At 47.7% G+C, this 13,810-nt stretch carries 13 protein-coding genes; 7 read left to right on the top strand and 6 right to left on the bottom strand.

What is annotated here, in order from left to right; genetic code table 11:
- Window positions 1-41 precede the first annotated feature (41 nt).
- Window positions 42-2,183 carry an alpha-glucan family phosphorylase gene (gene glgP / locus ACN5NT_RS11495; RefSeq protein WP_419175532.1) on the bottom strand — a complete coding sequence of 714 codons (2,142 nt, stop codon included), beginning with the start codon at window positions 2,181-2,183 and terminating at the stop codon, window positions 42-44.
- A 392-nt stretch (window positions 2,184-2,575) separates the two neighbouring features.
- Here glgP and ACN5NT_RS11490 point away from each other — a divergent pair, with 392 nt between their 5' ends.
- The 6 genes from ACN5NT_RS11490 to rlmB all read left to right on the top strand — a co-directional run bounded on the left by ACN5NT_RS11490 (window position 2,576) and on the right by rlmB (window position 6,881).
- Entirely contained in the window at window positions 2,576-3,094 is a 519-nt protein-coding gene (locus ACN5NT_RS11490; RefSeq protein ID WP_136796962.1) for an OmpA family protein, read from the top strand.
- A 60-nt stretch (window positions 3,095-3,154) separates the two neighbouring features.
- Entirely contained in the window at window positions 3,155-3,682 is a 528-nt protein-coding gene (locus ACN5NT_RS11485) for an OmpH family outer membrane protein (RefSeq protein ID WP_419175531.1), read from the top strand.
- 433 nt (window positions 3,683-4,115) lie between these two features.
- Entirely contained in the window at window positions 4,116-4,997 is an 882-nt protein-coding gene (locus ACN5NT_RS11480) for a YicC/YloC family endoribonuclease (protein WP_419175530.1), read from the top strand.
- A 145-nt stretch (window positions 4,998-5,142) separates the two neighbouring features.
- Entirely contained in the window at window positions 5,143-5,433 is a 291-nt protein-coding gene (locus tag ACN5NT_RS11475) for a DUF370 domain-containing protein (protein WP_136796959.1), read from the top strand.
- Between the two features lie 15 nt (window positions 5,434-5,448).
- Window positions 5,449-6,063 (top strand): guanylate kinase, encoded by a 615-nt coding sequence (gmk, locus tag ACN5NT_RS11470; RefSeq protein ID WP_136796958.1) that lies wholly within the window; start codon window positions 5,449-5,451, stop codon window positions 6,061-6,063.
- Window positions 6,060-6,881, top strand: a complete 822-nt coding sequence (gene rlmB / locus ACN5NT_RS11465; protein ID WP_136796957.1) for a 23S rRNA (guanosine(2251)-2'-O)-methyltransferase RlmB — start codon at window positions 6,060-6,062, stop codon at window positions 6,879-6,881. The genes gmk and rlmB overlap by 4 nt, the downstream gene beginning before the upstream one ends.
- Before the next feature lie 140 nt (window positions 6,882-7,021).
- On the opposite strand, the gene rpsA is transcribed toward rlmB, so the two are convergent.
- The 4 genes from rpsA to murI all read right to left on the bottom strand — a co-directional run bounded on the left by rpsA (window position 7,022) and on the right by murI (window position 11,830).
- A complete protein-coding gene (gene rpsA / locus ACN5NT_RS11460) occupies window positions 7,022-8,224 on the bottom strand; it encodes a 30S ribosomal protein S1 (protein WP_136796956.1) in 1,203 nt (400 codons plus the stop codon).
- A 241-nt stretch (window positions 8,225-8,465) separates the two neighbouring features.
- Window positions 8,466-10,241, bottom strand: coding sequence for a RiPP maturation radical SAM C-methyltransferase (locus ACN5NT_RS11455; RefSeq protein WP_419175529.1), 1,776 nt, complete (start codon window positions 10,239-10,241; stop codon window positions 8,466-8,468).
- Window positions 10,242-10,316: 75 nt separating this feature from the next.
- A complete protein-coding gene (locus ACN5NT_RS11450; protein ID WP_136796954.1) occupies window positions 10,317-11,054 on the bottom strand; it encodes a LolA family protein in 738 nt (245 codons plus the stop codon).
- Complete coding sequence (murI, locus tag ACN5NT_RS11445) at window positions 11,051-11,830, bottom strand: glutamate racemase (RefSeq protein ID WP_136796953.1); 780 nt, start codon at window positions 11,828-11,830, stop codon at window positions 11,051-11,053. The genes ACN5NT_RS11450 and murI overlap by 4 nt, the downstream gene beginning before the upstream one ends.
- A 327-nt stretch (window positions 11,831-12,157) precedes the next feature.
- Between murI and ACN5NT_RS11440 the strand changes: the two genes are divergently transcribed.
- The gene (locus ACN5NT_RS11440; protein WP_136796952.1) at window positions 12,158-12,430 is read left to right on the top strand and encodes an FmdB family zinc ribbon protein; all 273 of its coding nucleotides are present in this window, start codon (window positions 12,158-12,160) and stop codon (window positions 12,428-12,430) included.
- Window positions 12,431-12,565: 135 nt separating this feature from the next.
- On the opposite strand, the gene queA is transcribed toward ACN5NT_RS11440, so the two are convergent.
- Window positions 12,566-13,705, bottom strand: a complete 1,140-nt coding sequence (gene queA, locus ACN5NT_RS11435; RefSeq protein ID WP_275942943.1) for a tRNA preQ1(34) S-adenosylmethionine ribosyltransferase-isomerase QueA — start codon at window positions 13,703-13,705, stop codon at window positions 12,566-12,568.
- Between the last annotated feature and the right edge of the window lie 105 nt (window positions 13,706-13,810).

The raw sequence follows: 13,810 nt of genomic DNA, 5'->3' as shown, positions 1-13,810 counted from the left end.
GGATTGTCTGTTCACTACAACCCGCTATATAAACCGAAATTTTAAATATCACTACTGTAAAGTTTGGCATACCCATCCATTTTCGCAATTTGTTCATCAGGCAGATTGAGATGGTACCGCTGCAGATACTCTGCAGCCATCCGATGGGTATTGAAAATTGGTATATTTCTCTTTAGGTTTTCGATCCCTTTCCGTAAAAAGACCTCAGAATTTTCTGATTTGTAAAAATCGTTGATCAGAGAAGGAAGCAATTTGTAAAAGGAGTTGGAGTCTTCCTGATACAAAAGAGTTTCCCTCTTTTCGCTCAGACTATCCAGATTAATCTCACCTTCACGTCCGAATTTCCAACCTGTCAGACCATTATGGTAACCTTCAACCCACCATCCGTCCATGATTGAAACGTTTGGCACGCCATTCATGGCTGCTTTCATCCCGCTGGTGCCGGAAGCTTCCAGTGGGCGTTTAGGGCAGTTAAGCCAACAATGCACACCGGAAACAAGGATTTTGGCAATGGACATGTCATAGCCTGGAATAAAAATCAGCTTGGCGAGGTTGCCGCTTTTTTCCAGCAACTCCTGCTGGCGCTTGAGCAGGTCGATAAGCACGTGCTTGCCTGGTTCGTCTGCAGGGTGGGCCTTTCCTGCAAAGAGAAAGTAAACAGGTTTACCGTATTTGGCGATAATGTCGCAGAGACGATCTATGTCATAAAAAATCAGATCTGCCCGCTTATATGTTGAAAATCGGCGCGCAAAACCGAATGTTAACATATCCGGCTCAAGAAGAACCTCTCTGTGAAGTATGGTTGATAAATAGTTAGGCGGATCGATCCAGGTTTCCACTGTTTGTCTGCGATGCAATTGGAGCATCTCATTTACGTGCTTTATCAGAGACCGGTTATCCTGACGCCAGGCCTCAAGCAGCGATTGCTGAAAAGATACATCCTGGTCAAGTTGAGCTACTTCAGTAAAGACGCCAGGGTGTTCGCGCCATCCTTTTAGTACTTCGAACTTGTCAAAGACGTCAGCCCTGGCTGCGCTGATCCAGGTGAGGTGGTGGACACCATTGGTTATAGCAGATATTTTTTGTGTGAAATCAGGGAACTGTTTGTGCGTTACATCGCGGTGTAGCCTGCTGACACTGTTCGCAGAGCGGTTAACACGCATGGCCATGGCGGTAAAGTTATATTGACCAGGGTGATCTTTGTCGTGAGCAAGGACATCAAGGATTTCGCTGCAGGTAGTACTACATATACCCTTGTAGAGCATTTTATCGAATCGGTCATGTCCGGCAACCACAGGAGTATGGATAGTGTAAACAAGCCTGCTGGCCACTTTTTCTGCAGCCATCATGATTTCTTTTCTGGTTACAGCTGATGTTCCGTTTCGTAACTGGGTATTGTGCAGCTCCTCAGCAATCAGCTGCATGGCCACTACTACTCCATGCTGTTCGTTCAGATGAAACGTTGCTGGGCTGATTCCAATTTTCCTGAGGGTCGGCAGGATGCCCATTCCGAGGATTCTTCGTTGAATAGCTTTGGTGAGAGATGACTCTGCGTTGTAGAGCTGTGCGGCAGCATTCCGGATGATTGGCGGATTGGCATCGACTGCAAAATCGAGCAGGAATTCCGGCACAAAATAATCACAATTTTGACTGAATTCGAGTTTGACCCAGATCTGGGCAAAGATCAGATGTTCTTTATTGTGATCATTAAGATCTCTCGAAAAAAAAGGTAACTCAATGGTAAGAGGTTGATCCTTTTCCATTGGGTCATGAAGAAGGTAAAGACCGGGAGTGGTTTCGGGCGACCATTTCACACCGCAGGAAATCTGGCCGAGTTGGGAGTCGACGACCTGGTTGAAATATCCTTCTTTGTACAACAGGCTGATGGCAACAGCGGGAAGGTGGCAATCAGCAAAACTTTTTAAAGTATCGCCTGCGAGTACACCAAGACCACCGCTATAGGTTGGTATTTTGCTGGTATCTCTGGCGAAGCGTTGGAATAGTGGATCTTTCAGGGGATCAGTGTCAGGTGTATGCGGCAGGAGTTGTCTCGATTCGAGCAATGCTCTAACCGGGTCATAAACGTCCGGGTCTGCACCAATCTCCATGGTTATGTAAACGATAACATCATTTTTTTTATCGGTGAGCCTATTCCACACTTTCTCAAAATGTCTCTGGCTCATCCCTACAAAGTTACCGAATTTGTGATGGACCAAAAAAGTATTTAAAGAATCTCTAATGTTTGACATCGTCTTGGTGTGAAAAAAATGAGTTGAAATGGAGCTATTCAGTAAAAAATCTCCTGGAGACAGTTATTGACATGGAATGTAACGTTTTTTTAATAATGATGCAGTGAAGCAGCGGCTGTCAAATATTGCGGGAAATTCAGATCTTGAAAAAGGTGCTAAAAGCCTTGAGATGAAAAATATTCCTTGAATTTAGTAGCCTTTCCTTTATATATTCTCTTGGTTGATAGTTGACCGTGGGTTATAAGTGTAACTCATTGTTAGGACATTATCCCAGGTGTCTGCCAGCATGTAAACAAACCATACAGAAATTCTAGGAGGTTCTGGTTATGATAGGAAATGTTCGGGCGGTATTGCCTGCATTATTGTGTGTATCTGTACTTACGCTTGCAGGTTGTGGTTCCAAATCAGCCACAGATACTGAAATGAAGGCAGATGCCGGCGATGCGATGGGCGTCGAGGAGCCTCTGGTAACCGAAAAGCCAGCAATCACAATCAGTGAGGGGCGCACCAGCGCACCAATGCTGCCTGTGTATTTTGAGTTCGATTCTTCTGATATCCGTGGGGATCAGGTTTCGCGTATTCAGGTAAACGCTGACTTCTTGAAAGAAAGTGCCGATACCACCATTCGTATCGAGGGTAACACCGATCCACGCGGCACCAAAGAATATAACATGGCTCTTGGTGAGCGTCGTGCTCTGGGTGCAAAGAAATACCTCATGAACCTCGGTATTGAAGAGCAGCGTATGTCCACCATCAGTTATGGTGAGGAGCGTATCCTCCTTCAGGGTCAGGATGAGCTCTCTTGGGCCCAGAATCGTCGTGATGACTTTGTTATTGTAGAGTAATTATTGATAAATTAATCGGGAAGCCAGTGCCAGGGCTTCCCGGTCTACCCGGGGAAGGTAATGAATCTTAAAAAGTTTGTCGTAACCGTCTCTCTTCTCTGTGCTTTTGCCTTTGCAGGAACCGGCCAGGCGTTTGCCGAGGTAAAAGTAGGAGTAATGAACATTCAGAAGATTATTGCTCTCTCTGATGCCGGTAAAGCAGCCAAGAAGAAGTTCGAAGCCAAAATGGGCGATCTGAAATCCAAGTTCGATGTTGAACAGCAGGAACTCGTCGCTCTTCGTCAGGAAATAGCTAAAAAAGGTTCTGCCTGGAGCGAAGAAAAAAAGGCTTCAAAATCTCGTGATTTCCAGAAAATGCAGCGCGAGTTGCAGGAAAAGAACGACGACGCCAACTTCGAGCTGAAACAACTGCAGGAAAGAGAGTTTGAGCCAATTCTTAAGGCGCTCGAAGGTGTTGTGAATGATTTTGGCAAGAAAAATGGTTACACTGTAATTCTTGACACCAAAATGGGTGCTATTTACTTTGCCGAAAGTGCAGATGTAACTGGCGCACTTGTGAAAGAATTGAATAAGGCCATGGCGAAGTAACACTATCAGTTATTTCATGGCACAAGGGTTGCCGCCAATTATGAAAAACGATGCACGGGGTACCCCCATGCATCGTTTTTTATTTTATTGTATAAACAATAACCCTGATAAGGTTCAGGAAAATGAGTCTAATCCTATCATCTGTTCAGGCGGGACGATCCAGATAATTTAGTAGTCCGTAAGAAATAATGACTTGAGCCTGCAGGCAATACTCTGAGGAAAATTGCACATGCATAGGCTGATGTTTGTTGAACATTTTGTGAAAACCACCTAAGTCAGCTTTGATGTATGTGGTTAGCAGGGAACTACTTTTTTATTCAGTGCTTAGTGTTCATAGGTAACAAGGTCCAGGGTGCCGATAGGGTACAATTATAACAGTGCCACTTTTGGCGCTCCCTGAATAAAATCAGGTAAATTTCAAAAAAGGTAAAGTATGGCTGTTCGGAGCATGACCGGTTTTGGCCGGGGCGAGAGTGAGCACGGGGGCAGGATCTGGACTGTTGAGATTCGTTGCGTAAATAATAGATTTCTCGATCTGAAGACCAAACTCCCCCGGGGTTATGCAGGCATTGAAGAGCGCATCAGGAAAAAAGTCTCTGAATATCACCAGCGTGGTCGGGTTGATCTGGTACTGTCCGTCAGTGGTGATTTTTCTGATCTGCAGCACGTGTCAGCCAACCTTGAGATTGCTCGAAATTACCATCAGGTACTGGTTCAGCTTGCTGACGAGTTCGGACTTGATAGCGACATCACACTCGTTCAGCTTTCTTCGTATCCGGATGTTATCGTTCGCGAACAAAAGGAAGAAGATCTCGAGACGATCTGGCCATATATCGAACAGGCATTAGTCGATGGGCTTGAGAATTGTACCTTGATGAGAAGCCAGGAGGGTCAGGCGCTCGCAGCTGATCTGCAGGGACGGCTCACCAACTTTGGCGTCACGATCAGCACCATTGAACAGTCTGTGCCGCAACTGGTTCAGCAGCGTGAGAATAACCTGAAAGAGCGACTTGAAAAGCTTCTGGACAATACTGAGATGGAACCGATGCGGCTCGCTCAGGAGGTTGCCATGCTTGCTGATAAGACAGATGTGACAGAGGAAATTGTTCGTTTGAGAAGTCATATTCAGCAATTTTCAGCCTTTATCGGAGACGGTGGGGCTGTTGGCAGAAAGCTTGACTTTCTTATCCAGGAGTTTCTGCGCGAGGTGAACACCATCGCTTCAAAAATCAACGACGCGGCTGTTGCGCATCATACCGTCGATTTGAAGAGTGAGCTTGAGAAGATGCGTGAACAGGTTCAGAATATAGAATAATCGATACAGGGGAAAAGATTTTATCTTCCAACTTTTTGTTACCCTGTGGAACTTTACTTTCATGATGCTGGCTAGAGAGCTGCGGCGCAATGTTTCGGCATTGATGCTGATGTGTGTACTCTTTCCGGCGTCCAGCGGAAAAACAATGAAACTTCTGAATGTAGGGTTTGGAAATACGGTAATGGTTGAGAGGGTCATTGCCGTGGTGAATACAGGTTCTTCTCCGGCCAGGAAATTGAAAGATATTGCCAAGAAAGATGGCAAACTCATTGACGTTACCGAGGGGCGCCGTACCAGGTCGATTCTCGTCATGGATTCAAGCCATGTAGTTCTCTCATCAGTACAATCAGATACCATTACCCAGAGAATGCAGGCATTATATCCCGAGTACCACCTGGCTGAGTTGGAGCAGAGACAACCTAAAGAAAAAGTTTAAATTGCACTGGAACCAATGAATAAAGGTTTACTGTTTGTTATTTCGGCCCCGTCCGGGACGGGAAAGACCACCTTGTTGAAAAAAGTGATGGCACGCATTCCGGGTCTGAACTTTTCGGTATCACACACCACACGGCCACCACGAAAAGGTGAGCATGACGGCAAGGATTACTATTTTGTGGACAAGGATTCTTTCGAGGAAATGATCTCGAAGCAGCAGTTTATTGAGTGGGCGAGGGTCCACGACAATCTCTATGGTACCAGCGTATCAGCTGTACGTGATCAGCTCGACAGTGGTGAGGATGTCATTCTCGATATTGATGTACAGGGAGCTGAAATAATAAGAAACTCTGTTGCATTTGAGAGCGTGCAGATTTTCATTGCACCACCGAGCATTGCGGTGCTGGAAACCAGACTAAGAAAGAGAAACACGGAAGACGAGGATGTATTGCAGCTCCGCCTGCAAAATGCCAGAACCGAAATGAGGGCTGTCGACAATTATGCCTATCTGGTGGTTAACGATAACCTTGAAGAAGCATGTGAAGTTCTTTCCTCGATAATAATTGCCGAGAGGGCAAAGGTTCGCAGACGACCAACGGGTGAGTTGGTAAGAGTAGAAGTGGATTCATGAGAAAAGATTATAAAGATACGAGGCCTGCCGCAGAAAAACGGATCAAACTGAGTGACGATTTATTGTTTGGTACTCATCCGGTGGTCGAGGCACTCACCAGGGAGCCTGAGCGGGTTACAGAGGTCATTCTGCTGAAAGAGCGCAGAGGGAAAAAGCAGGATGAGATCGTTGAACTGGCCAGAAAGGCCAAGGTCAAAGTGAGCTTTCTGCAATCATTCAGGCTGATTGGTGAGGGGGCTTCACAGGTCCGTCATCAGGGCGTTCTGGCAAAAACCAGCGCCTCTTCGCTGATTGATTTTGATACGATTGTCGAGCGCTTCAGGCAAAGAATCGAGGCCGGTGAAAAGCCACGCCTGATAGTTTGCGACAGTTTGCAGGATCCACATAATCTCGGCGCAATTATTCGCTCTGCTCTTGCTTCAGGGGTAACAGGAGTTGTGTTGACCCGTGAGCGTTCGGCTCCTCTTGGCGGAACTGCCGCAAAATCGTCAGCTGGTGCAATGTCACACATTGATATCTGTCAGGTGACCAATCTTGCCACCGCGCTCAAAAAGCTCAAGGAGGCCGGAGCCTGGGTTTTCGGTGCCATCAAGGATGAGACTGCCGTATCACTCTATGAGACCGACCTCAATCTGCCTGCCTGTATTGTAGTGGGGAGCGAGGGGAAAGGTATCAGGCCGCTGGTGCGCAAGGAATGTGATATGCTCATTTCCATCCCGATGGAGGGGACCCTTGACTCGTTAAACAGTTCCGTCGCCGCGGCAGTGATCATGTTCGAGGCAATGCGGCAGGCGGCCTGTGTCAAAAAAGGGGAATAAAGCTCAATCGCTATATACAGGCACGCTCTAAGAATTTTTAGGCAGGGCGTTTAGCCCGCCCAAAAATAAAAAAGCCTGCAGATACTGTCAGTATCTGCAGGCTTTTTAGCTGTAAATGATGTCTGATGACGAGCTGAAACCTACTTCTTCTTCTGGTCCATCTTGGCTCTCAGCAAGGCTCCGAAGCTGCCTGTATTGCTGTCGGCTTTTTCTTTCTTCTGAGATTTCTTCACATAGCTGGTGTAGTCGGCTTTTTCAATATTCTCCTTGGATTCCTCGGAGACGTAATCGGTAGGTGCAAGGCTGATGCGTCGTTCGTCCAGGTCAATGGATTCAACGATTACCTCAAGCTCCTGACCTTCTTCGACCACCTCACGGGGGTGGTTGATTCTTCTGCCGCTGCCAAGTTTGGAAATATGCACCAGGCCATCGACACCGGGAGCCAGATTGACAAAGGCGCCAAATTGGGCGAGGCGAACGACTTTGCCAGTTACAGTTGAGCCTTCAGGGAAATTGGTGACAGCTTCCTCCCAAGGGTCGGTGAGTGTCTCTTTGAAACTCAGTGAGATTCGGTTGTTGTCCCAATCAAGTTTCTTGATGATAACATTGACCTTTTGACCAACGGTGAAGACGTCGGCAATATTTTCCACCCGACTCCAGCCAACCTCGGAAATAGGGATCAGGCCATCAATGCCGCCGATATCGGCAAAAGCGCCAAAGTCCCTGAGTGAGGTGATTTCACCTTCAACCGTGTCACCTTCAGATAAGGTCTGGCGGAGTTCTTCGCGCCTGGCCTCTTGCTCTTCTTCCAGAATGGCACGGGCAGACACCACGATGTTCCTGCCGCCTGGTTCAAACTTTGTTATGCGAAAGGTCATACGGGTGTCGAGATAGGTGGCGGCGGCATCTTCAACGCGTCTGAGGCCCATCTGTGAATACGGGCAGAAGGCGCGGATGTTGCCGCCGAGGGTGATCTCAAAACCACCTTTTATTTCAGCTTTAACCAATCCTTCAATAGGGATACCGCTATGAAAGGCATCTTCGAGCTGTTCAGCGCCTGAGCCGCCGCCGAGCCTGGCAGCAAAGACCAACTCTGAACCGCTGGATTTCAAAAAGTAGACTTCAATGACATCGCCAACGGCGACCTGAAGTTCTCCCTCTTCGTTTCGTAATTCGGCGCTGTTTACGATTCCTTCACTTTTGCCGCCGACATCCAGGAAGATGGATTCACCACTGATATCGATGATGGTGGCTGATACTTTCTGGCCTGGCTTGAAATGGCGAAGCTTCTTCGTGGCTTCCTGGTTGAACAGGGCTTCAAAGCTGTCGTTGTTTGAGTCCATGTGGTTTTCCGTAAATCCGATGTACTTAAGTAATGGTTATGGGTTGATGAGGTTGCTCTTTACGACCTCAAAAAAAACGGTTGGTTTCTACGATTCTATTATAATGTGGGTCTAAACGTACCGGCGTGCAAGGCCTTTCAATGTATTGAAACCCAATAAATTATGTTATTTTGATTGAGCCTGGCTGCTATCCTTTGCTTGGCTGCTGTACCGAACCAGTCTTTTCTCAACTGATTCTGCATCATTTTCGCTGTCTGATTGCCAGGGAGAGGACGCGACTGTGTTCACGGAACATCAGTCGTTTTTGACAGAGTTGATCGATAAATGCAAGTATTGCGGAATCTTTACTTGAATTAAATTGTTTTTTGATCTCATCCAGGGTGCGAATTTCGCTGCAAAAAATATAGATCTGGCGTGATAGGCCCGTGAGTTTGTGGCGAAGGGGTGGGGCGTCGGCAAGCTCCTGCCGGATAATTATGAAGTTGCCTCCATCACGGTATCTGAGAGCAGGTGGCTGCCCGTCCTCACGCAACTTGTGGAATTCCTGCCATTTTTCGATTTTCTTCCTGACCGGTTGCCACAGGATTTTCTGTTTACTGCGATCCCCTCTGTATTCCGAAGAGAGCAGAGTCATTGTGTGAAGCACACTATCAGGGAAGAGACTCTTGTTCTTACTGTGGGTGAGCTGAGCACTGATTCCAAATTCCTGTGGGTTGCAGGCAACTGGAGAACCGTGGCCGAGAAAAAAGGCAGCAGCTGAAAGAGGATGAAATGGCAGAACATACGCAATGTTTTCGGCGGTCTCGGCAACTTCTTGCTCTGTGGAGCCGGGAAATTCTACTATCAGATTGCCCTCGAGACGAATACCTGCGGCCATGGCATGTTTCATAATTGCCAGGTTTTCTATGGTCGTAACCCCTTTTTTCATCCTGGTAAGAAGAGATGTTGAGAGAGATTCTATACCAACCTGGATGGTATCGAGCCCTCCTTTTCTAAATGCCAGCAGAGACTCATAAGAGGTTGTACCACGGATTTCGGCAAAAAAACGTATATCAGGCTCAACCTGGGCCATGGTGTCAAAGAAACGTTTGCTTTCCCCGACTGGCAAGGCATTGTCACAGAAAGTGAAATCAAGGCACTGAAAGCGTTTGCAGAGGGTGCTTAACTCGCTGAGCATCTTTTCAGCGTTTTTTGCCCGGTAGTTATGCCATTGCAGATTCAGATTACAGAAGGTGCACTTGTTCCACCAACATCCCCTGGAAAACTCGACGGGTAATATCGGGGAGAAAGGAGAATCCGGAAAGGTTATCCTGAGCTGCTTGAAGTAGTGATCGAAGTCGGGTGTGGGCAGTGCGTTTAAATCCGTTATTTCCTGGCTGAGGGGGGATGTGGCCACCGGGGCCTTGCTATAAATGCAATCCGGCAGTTTTCCCGTTTGGTTCGTGAGGTATTCGAGCAGATCAACGAGTGAAGCCTCGCCTTCACCGTCGACCACGAAATCTATCCAGGGAAAAGTGGCGAGCAGGGATTTTCCCAGTTCACCGGCACAGGATGAGCCACCGAAGACGATTGGCGGTGATCCTGCGAGATTGGAAATTTTGCGAGAGATATACAGAGATGCTAGTAGCTGGTTAAAACAGACGGATACACCGACAAGCTGAAAACTGCTCCAGTCGGTTTCTGCCAGCCAGCGATTGCACACTTCTTCGACGGCCTTGACTGTCTTTTCAAAGACGGGCCGATCACTGGCAGATGCGGCAGATTTCTTCAGGCTCTTATTGAAGAGCTTTTCAGCCTCAGGGTATTTTTCCTCAAACAGCAGGGCGGAGAACACTGCCTCCCCGGCCCAGCTGCTGTCTGAAATGGTGGTGTACAGGTCAGTGCCGAGCGCAGCCGCGATGTCGAGATAGGGATGAAAACAGTGTGCGCTGAATTCGCTGTTTGTCTCAACATATGCCTTGAGAGAGCCGAGCTGAATCGAAGGACGATTGTAAATAGCCCAGGGCATTGAAATCATTGCCAGATGTGACTGCTTGTCTGGTGTTGGTGAAGTTCGCCCGTTATCCGAAGAAAAAGTCATATAGTCGAGGTATTACTGACGGATTATCTCGGTGCCGGCAGGGGGAGTAAATGAGAACAGTTTGCGAGCTTCCTGGCGTTTGTTATCCAGAAAATCAACGTCAATCTTGCTGATATTTATAACGGTTACGGTATCGAAAAGGTCGAGCAGTTCAATCCTACGTATCAGTGATTCGTCATCCACCCAGAGATGGACAGATTGGAGCTGGGACTGCTGCTCCTTGGGAACAAGTTTGATGATTTTGGGTACATCCTTCTGTCCGGAAGCCTGGTCGCTCATATAATGTTCGTCAGGCGGCAGTATGTGGAAACTTTCGGCGATCCTCGATTTACCACTGAAAAATGCGTAGGTGACATCGTTATCCAGAGCTTCGGCCGGGGTAACAATCAGCTGTTTGAGCTCGGCAAAATACATGGAAAAAGTAGTACCATCGCTGATCAGTACCTGTTGCTCAGGCGCACTATAGTTCCAGCGCATCTTGGGAGTCTTGTCCAATTTGGAAAAGTAGGCGGTACCGCTGCCTGTTTTGGCTCTGCCGCCCATCTGCCCCTGGCTGCGTTGATTGAAGGTAAACGAAAGGCTGGACATGGCATCGAAACGTTTTTGCAGTCTTTCGGCGATCTGTTCCGGATATTCAGTGGTTGACACAGCATAAGCCGGAGAAACAGTGAGTAAAAATAACAGGGTGATCAGGATGAAAGAGAGCTTGCGGACAATGCAGGGTAACTCTTGAACGGTAATATATATCATAAGCGGGTAAACTCGATTGGTCTCTGGAAGATGGTATCAGCTATTCTTTGAGTAGAATCTGTAAGATCAGTTACACAATACCTGTGCTCAGCTGTTTTTTCAATTGAATCCCACAAATTCGGATGATCGTGAAGAAAGGTCTGCAGGTATCGGGCCATTGCTTCCGCCGGGTCGACAAGGTGAACGCGCTTACCTATCCGTGGTTGGATGAGTTTTTTCAACAGTGGATAGTGGGTGCATCCGAGTATCAGTGCATCTATCTGCTTGTGCCTGAGCGTTGAGAGATACCTGCGTAATATCATTTTCGTCTCTCTGGCATTGGTAAATCCCTCCTCCACCAGCGGCACCAGCAGGGGGCAGGCAGCGGAATAGGTCTTGAACCCGGGTTTAAGAGCTGTAATCTGCTGCTCATAACTGCCGCTACGGATAGTCGCCCTGGTTCCAATGACACCAATTCTGCCTTTTTCACTTCTGGCCAGTGCCTCATGCACCGCCGGGGTGATAACCTCAAGGATGGGCACCTTGAATTGCTCTCGCAGTTTCCCTGTGGCAACCGCTGAAGCAGAGTTACAGGCAACAATAATCAGCTTTGCCCCCTGATCTATCAGGAAATTGGTGTTTTCGACGGAGTAGTCGATTATGGCCGAGTCGCTTTTAGAACCATAGGGCATCCTGGCAAGATCACCAAGATAGCAGGTTGGCAGATCGGGCAGCAGATTGGTGATTTCCCGCATGACGGTCATGCCGCCGACTCCTGAATCAAAAATACCTATCATAAAGTTTTGTCAAAAAAAAGTGATAAAGAGAAAAGTCGTAATTGCTAAATAATTGGCGGAGCTGGAAGTTCCGCAATTGACTGGTGTTTGATCTTCTATACCAGAAACAGATAGGAACAACAAGCGGCGCAAGGATTCCGACGTTAGCTGGAGGGGTTGTGTGATATGGAAAAAATATGATAGTAGTGGTCGTACTGTTGACATGATGATGCAGGAGAATTATTCTAACGCCTGTTTTAGACACAATGTCAGTGTTTGATCAGGTCGCAAGGCTTTTTCAAGGAACTATCATAGAAAAAATTTCAGTAATTAGAGATTGGAGCAGAGATGCCAGTTTACGAGTACGAATGTGATGCGTGTCATAAAGTGTTTGAAGTTCAGCAGAAAATGGCAGATGATCCATTGACCACCTGTCCGGAATGTGAGGGTGGGTTGAAAAAACTCATGTCCAGAAGTTCCTTTCAGCTCAAGGGCGGTGGCTGGTATGCCGACGGTTATACATCTACCTCAGCAAAATCGGAAACCAGTTCCTCAAGCAGTGCTCCCGCCTGCTCGACCGGCGGTGGTTGTTCCGGCTGTCCGGCATCTTCTGCATCCTGATACGCGAATTAATAATTTGCAGCATCTTCGGGCACATTCATACCAAATCGTAGACGTATAGTTGCCCGGATCTCTGTATCACTGTTTGCGCGGCTAACGCTTGTTTATCAACAGGTGTTAGCCGCTTTGCGGTTTTCAGTGTTTATCATTGCCCACTGCCCCGGCTGTGGTTATCACCGCCATGGCGTCGCCATATGAATAGAACCGGTATCCGAGTTCTATCGCCTCATTGTAACACTCCAGCAGGGATTCCCTTCCGCAAAGAGCGGAAACCAGAAACATCAACGATGATTCGGGCAGGTGAAAATTGGTGATCATGTTGTCGATAACCCTGAATTCGTAACCGGGATAGATATAAAGATCGCAAAAACCTTCCATCGCTTTCAGCTCACCATCGCGTGCCGCAAACTCAAGGGTTCGTACCGTGGTGGTTCCAACAGCCCAGATACGGCCTCCGCGTTTTCTGGTTGCTTCGATTTTTGCTACGGTCTCTTCCGGGACAATGACATATTCCTGGTGGATTGAGTGGTCTTTGATTTTTTCTGCCCTTACGGGAGCAAAAGTCCCGTAACCGACGTGCAGAGTGATAGAACCGAAAAGTACACCCCGTTGTTTCAGGGTGTCTATGAGGTCGTCTGTGAAATGAAGCCCAGCAGTGGGTGCGGCAACAGCACCAGGTTGATTCGCGTATACTGTCTGGTAGCGGTTGACGTCCTCACCTGTGGTACCATTTTCCCGGGTTATATAAGGAGGCAGGGGAACCTGGCCGCAAGCTGAGAGAATTTCAGTGAGTTCCCTGTTTTGGTCGTAATAGATTTTGAGCGCCGCTTTGCCACCATCCAGCAGTTCAATTACCTGAAAGTACAGGCTGTCGTTGATTATGATTTTAGAGCCGGGGCGGGGGCGTTTGGAGCTTTTAATCAGCGCCTCAACTTCACCCTCACCGGAGCGGCGGTCGCTGGTACTTGGAAAGCTCAGCAGGAAAACCTCAACTTTTCCGCCTGATTCCTTTTTGCCATGAAGCCGTGCCGGGAAAACCCTGGTGTCATTGACTACCAACATGTCCCTGTCGTCAATATAGTTTACAATATCAGCAAATCGCTTATGGCTGCGGTGACCTTCACCGGCGTCCAGAACCAGCAGCCGTGAGTTGTCACGCTTGTCAGCGGGACGCTGGGCAATGTTTTCCTGGGGAAGGTGGTAATTATATGCCTCGAGGGTGAAATCCTTGTCCATTGGGGTATACTGTCCCTGCTTTGAAATTCGTCTGGTCATCTGGTGCTTAGCAGGAGTCCTGCTTTGTAGCATATTGTGTACTATAATGATCAGTAGTGAAAACGGCCAACAACTCTTCTAGTCCGCTAGCGTGCGTTTTAAAAG

The sequence above is a fragment of the Desulfosediminicola sp. genome, from assembly GCF_048381775.1.
In the GTDB taxonomy this organism is placed as follows: Bacteria; Desulfobacterota; Desulfobulbia; order Desulfobulbales; family Desulfocapsaceae; genus Desulfopila; species Desulfopila ganghwensis.
This window is presented reverse-complemented; position numbering and strand designations above follow the sequence as displayed.

Bases quoted from the DNA above. Each gene is read 5' to 3' on its own strand.
- gmk (WP_136796958.1), top strand. From the start codon at position 5,449: ATGAATAAAGGTTTACTGTTTGTTATTTCGGCCCCGTCCGGGACGGGA.
- murI (WP_136796953.1), bottom strand. From the start codon at position 11,830: ATGATAGGTATTTTTGATTCAGGAGTCGGCGGCATGACCGTCATGCGG.
- ACN5NT_RS11480 (WP_419175530.1), top strand. From the start codon at position 4,116: ATGGCTGTTCGGAGCATGACCGGTTTTGGCCGGGGCGAGAGTGAGCAC.
- ACN5NT_RS11475 (WP_136796959.1), top strand. From the start codon at position 5,143: ATGAAACTTCTGAATGTAGGGTTTGGAAATACGGTAATGGTTGAGAGG.
- rpsA (WP_136796956.1), bottom strand. From the start codon at position 8,224: ATGGACTCAAACAACGACAGCTTTGAAGCCCTGTTCAACCAGGAAGCC.
- queA (WP_275942943.1), bottom strand. From the start codon at position 13,705: ATGACCAGACGAATTTCAAAGCAGGGACAGTATACCCCAATGGACAAG.
- rlmB (WP_136796957.1), top strand. From the start codon at position 6,060: ATGAGAAAAGATTATAAAGATACGAGGCCTGCCGCAGAAAAACGGATC.
- ACN5NT_RS11440 (WP_136796952.1), top strand. From the start codon at position 12,158: ATGCCAGTTTACGAGTACGAATGTGATGCGTGTCATAAAGTGTTTGAA.
- ACN5NT_RS11485 (WP_419175531.1), top strand. From the start codon at position 3,155: ATGAATCTTAAAAAGTTTGTCGTAACCGTCTCTCTTCTCTGTGCTTTT.
- ACN5NT_RS11490 (WP_136796962.1), top strand. From the start codon at position 2,576: ATGATAGGAAATGTTCGGGCGGTATTGCCTGCATTATTGTGTGTATCT.
- ACN5NT_RS11450 (WP_136796954.1), bottom strand. From the start codon at position 11,054: ATGATATATATTACCGTTCAAGAGTTACCCTGCATTGTCCGCAAGCTC.
- glgP (WP_419175532.1), bottom strand. From the start codon at position 2,183: ATGAGCCAGAGACATTTTGAGAAAGTGTGGAATAGGCTCACCGATAAA.
- ACN5NT_RS11455 (WP_419175529.1), bottom strand. From the start codon at position 10,241: ATGATTTCAATGCCCTGGGCTATTTACAATCGTCCTTCGATTCAGCTC.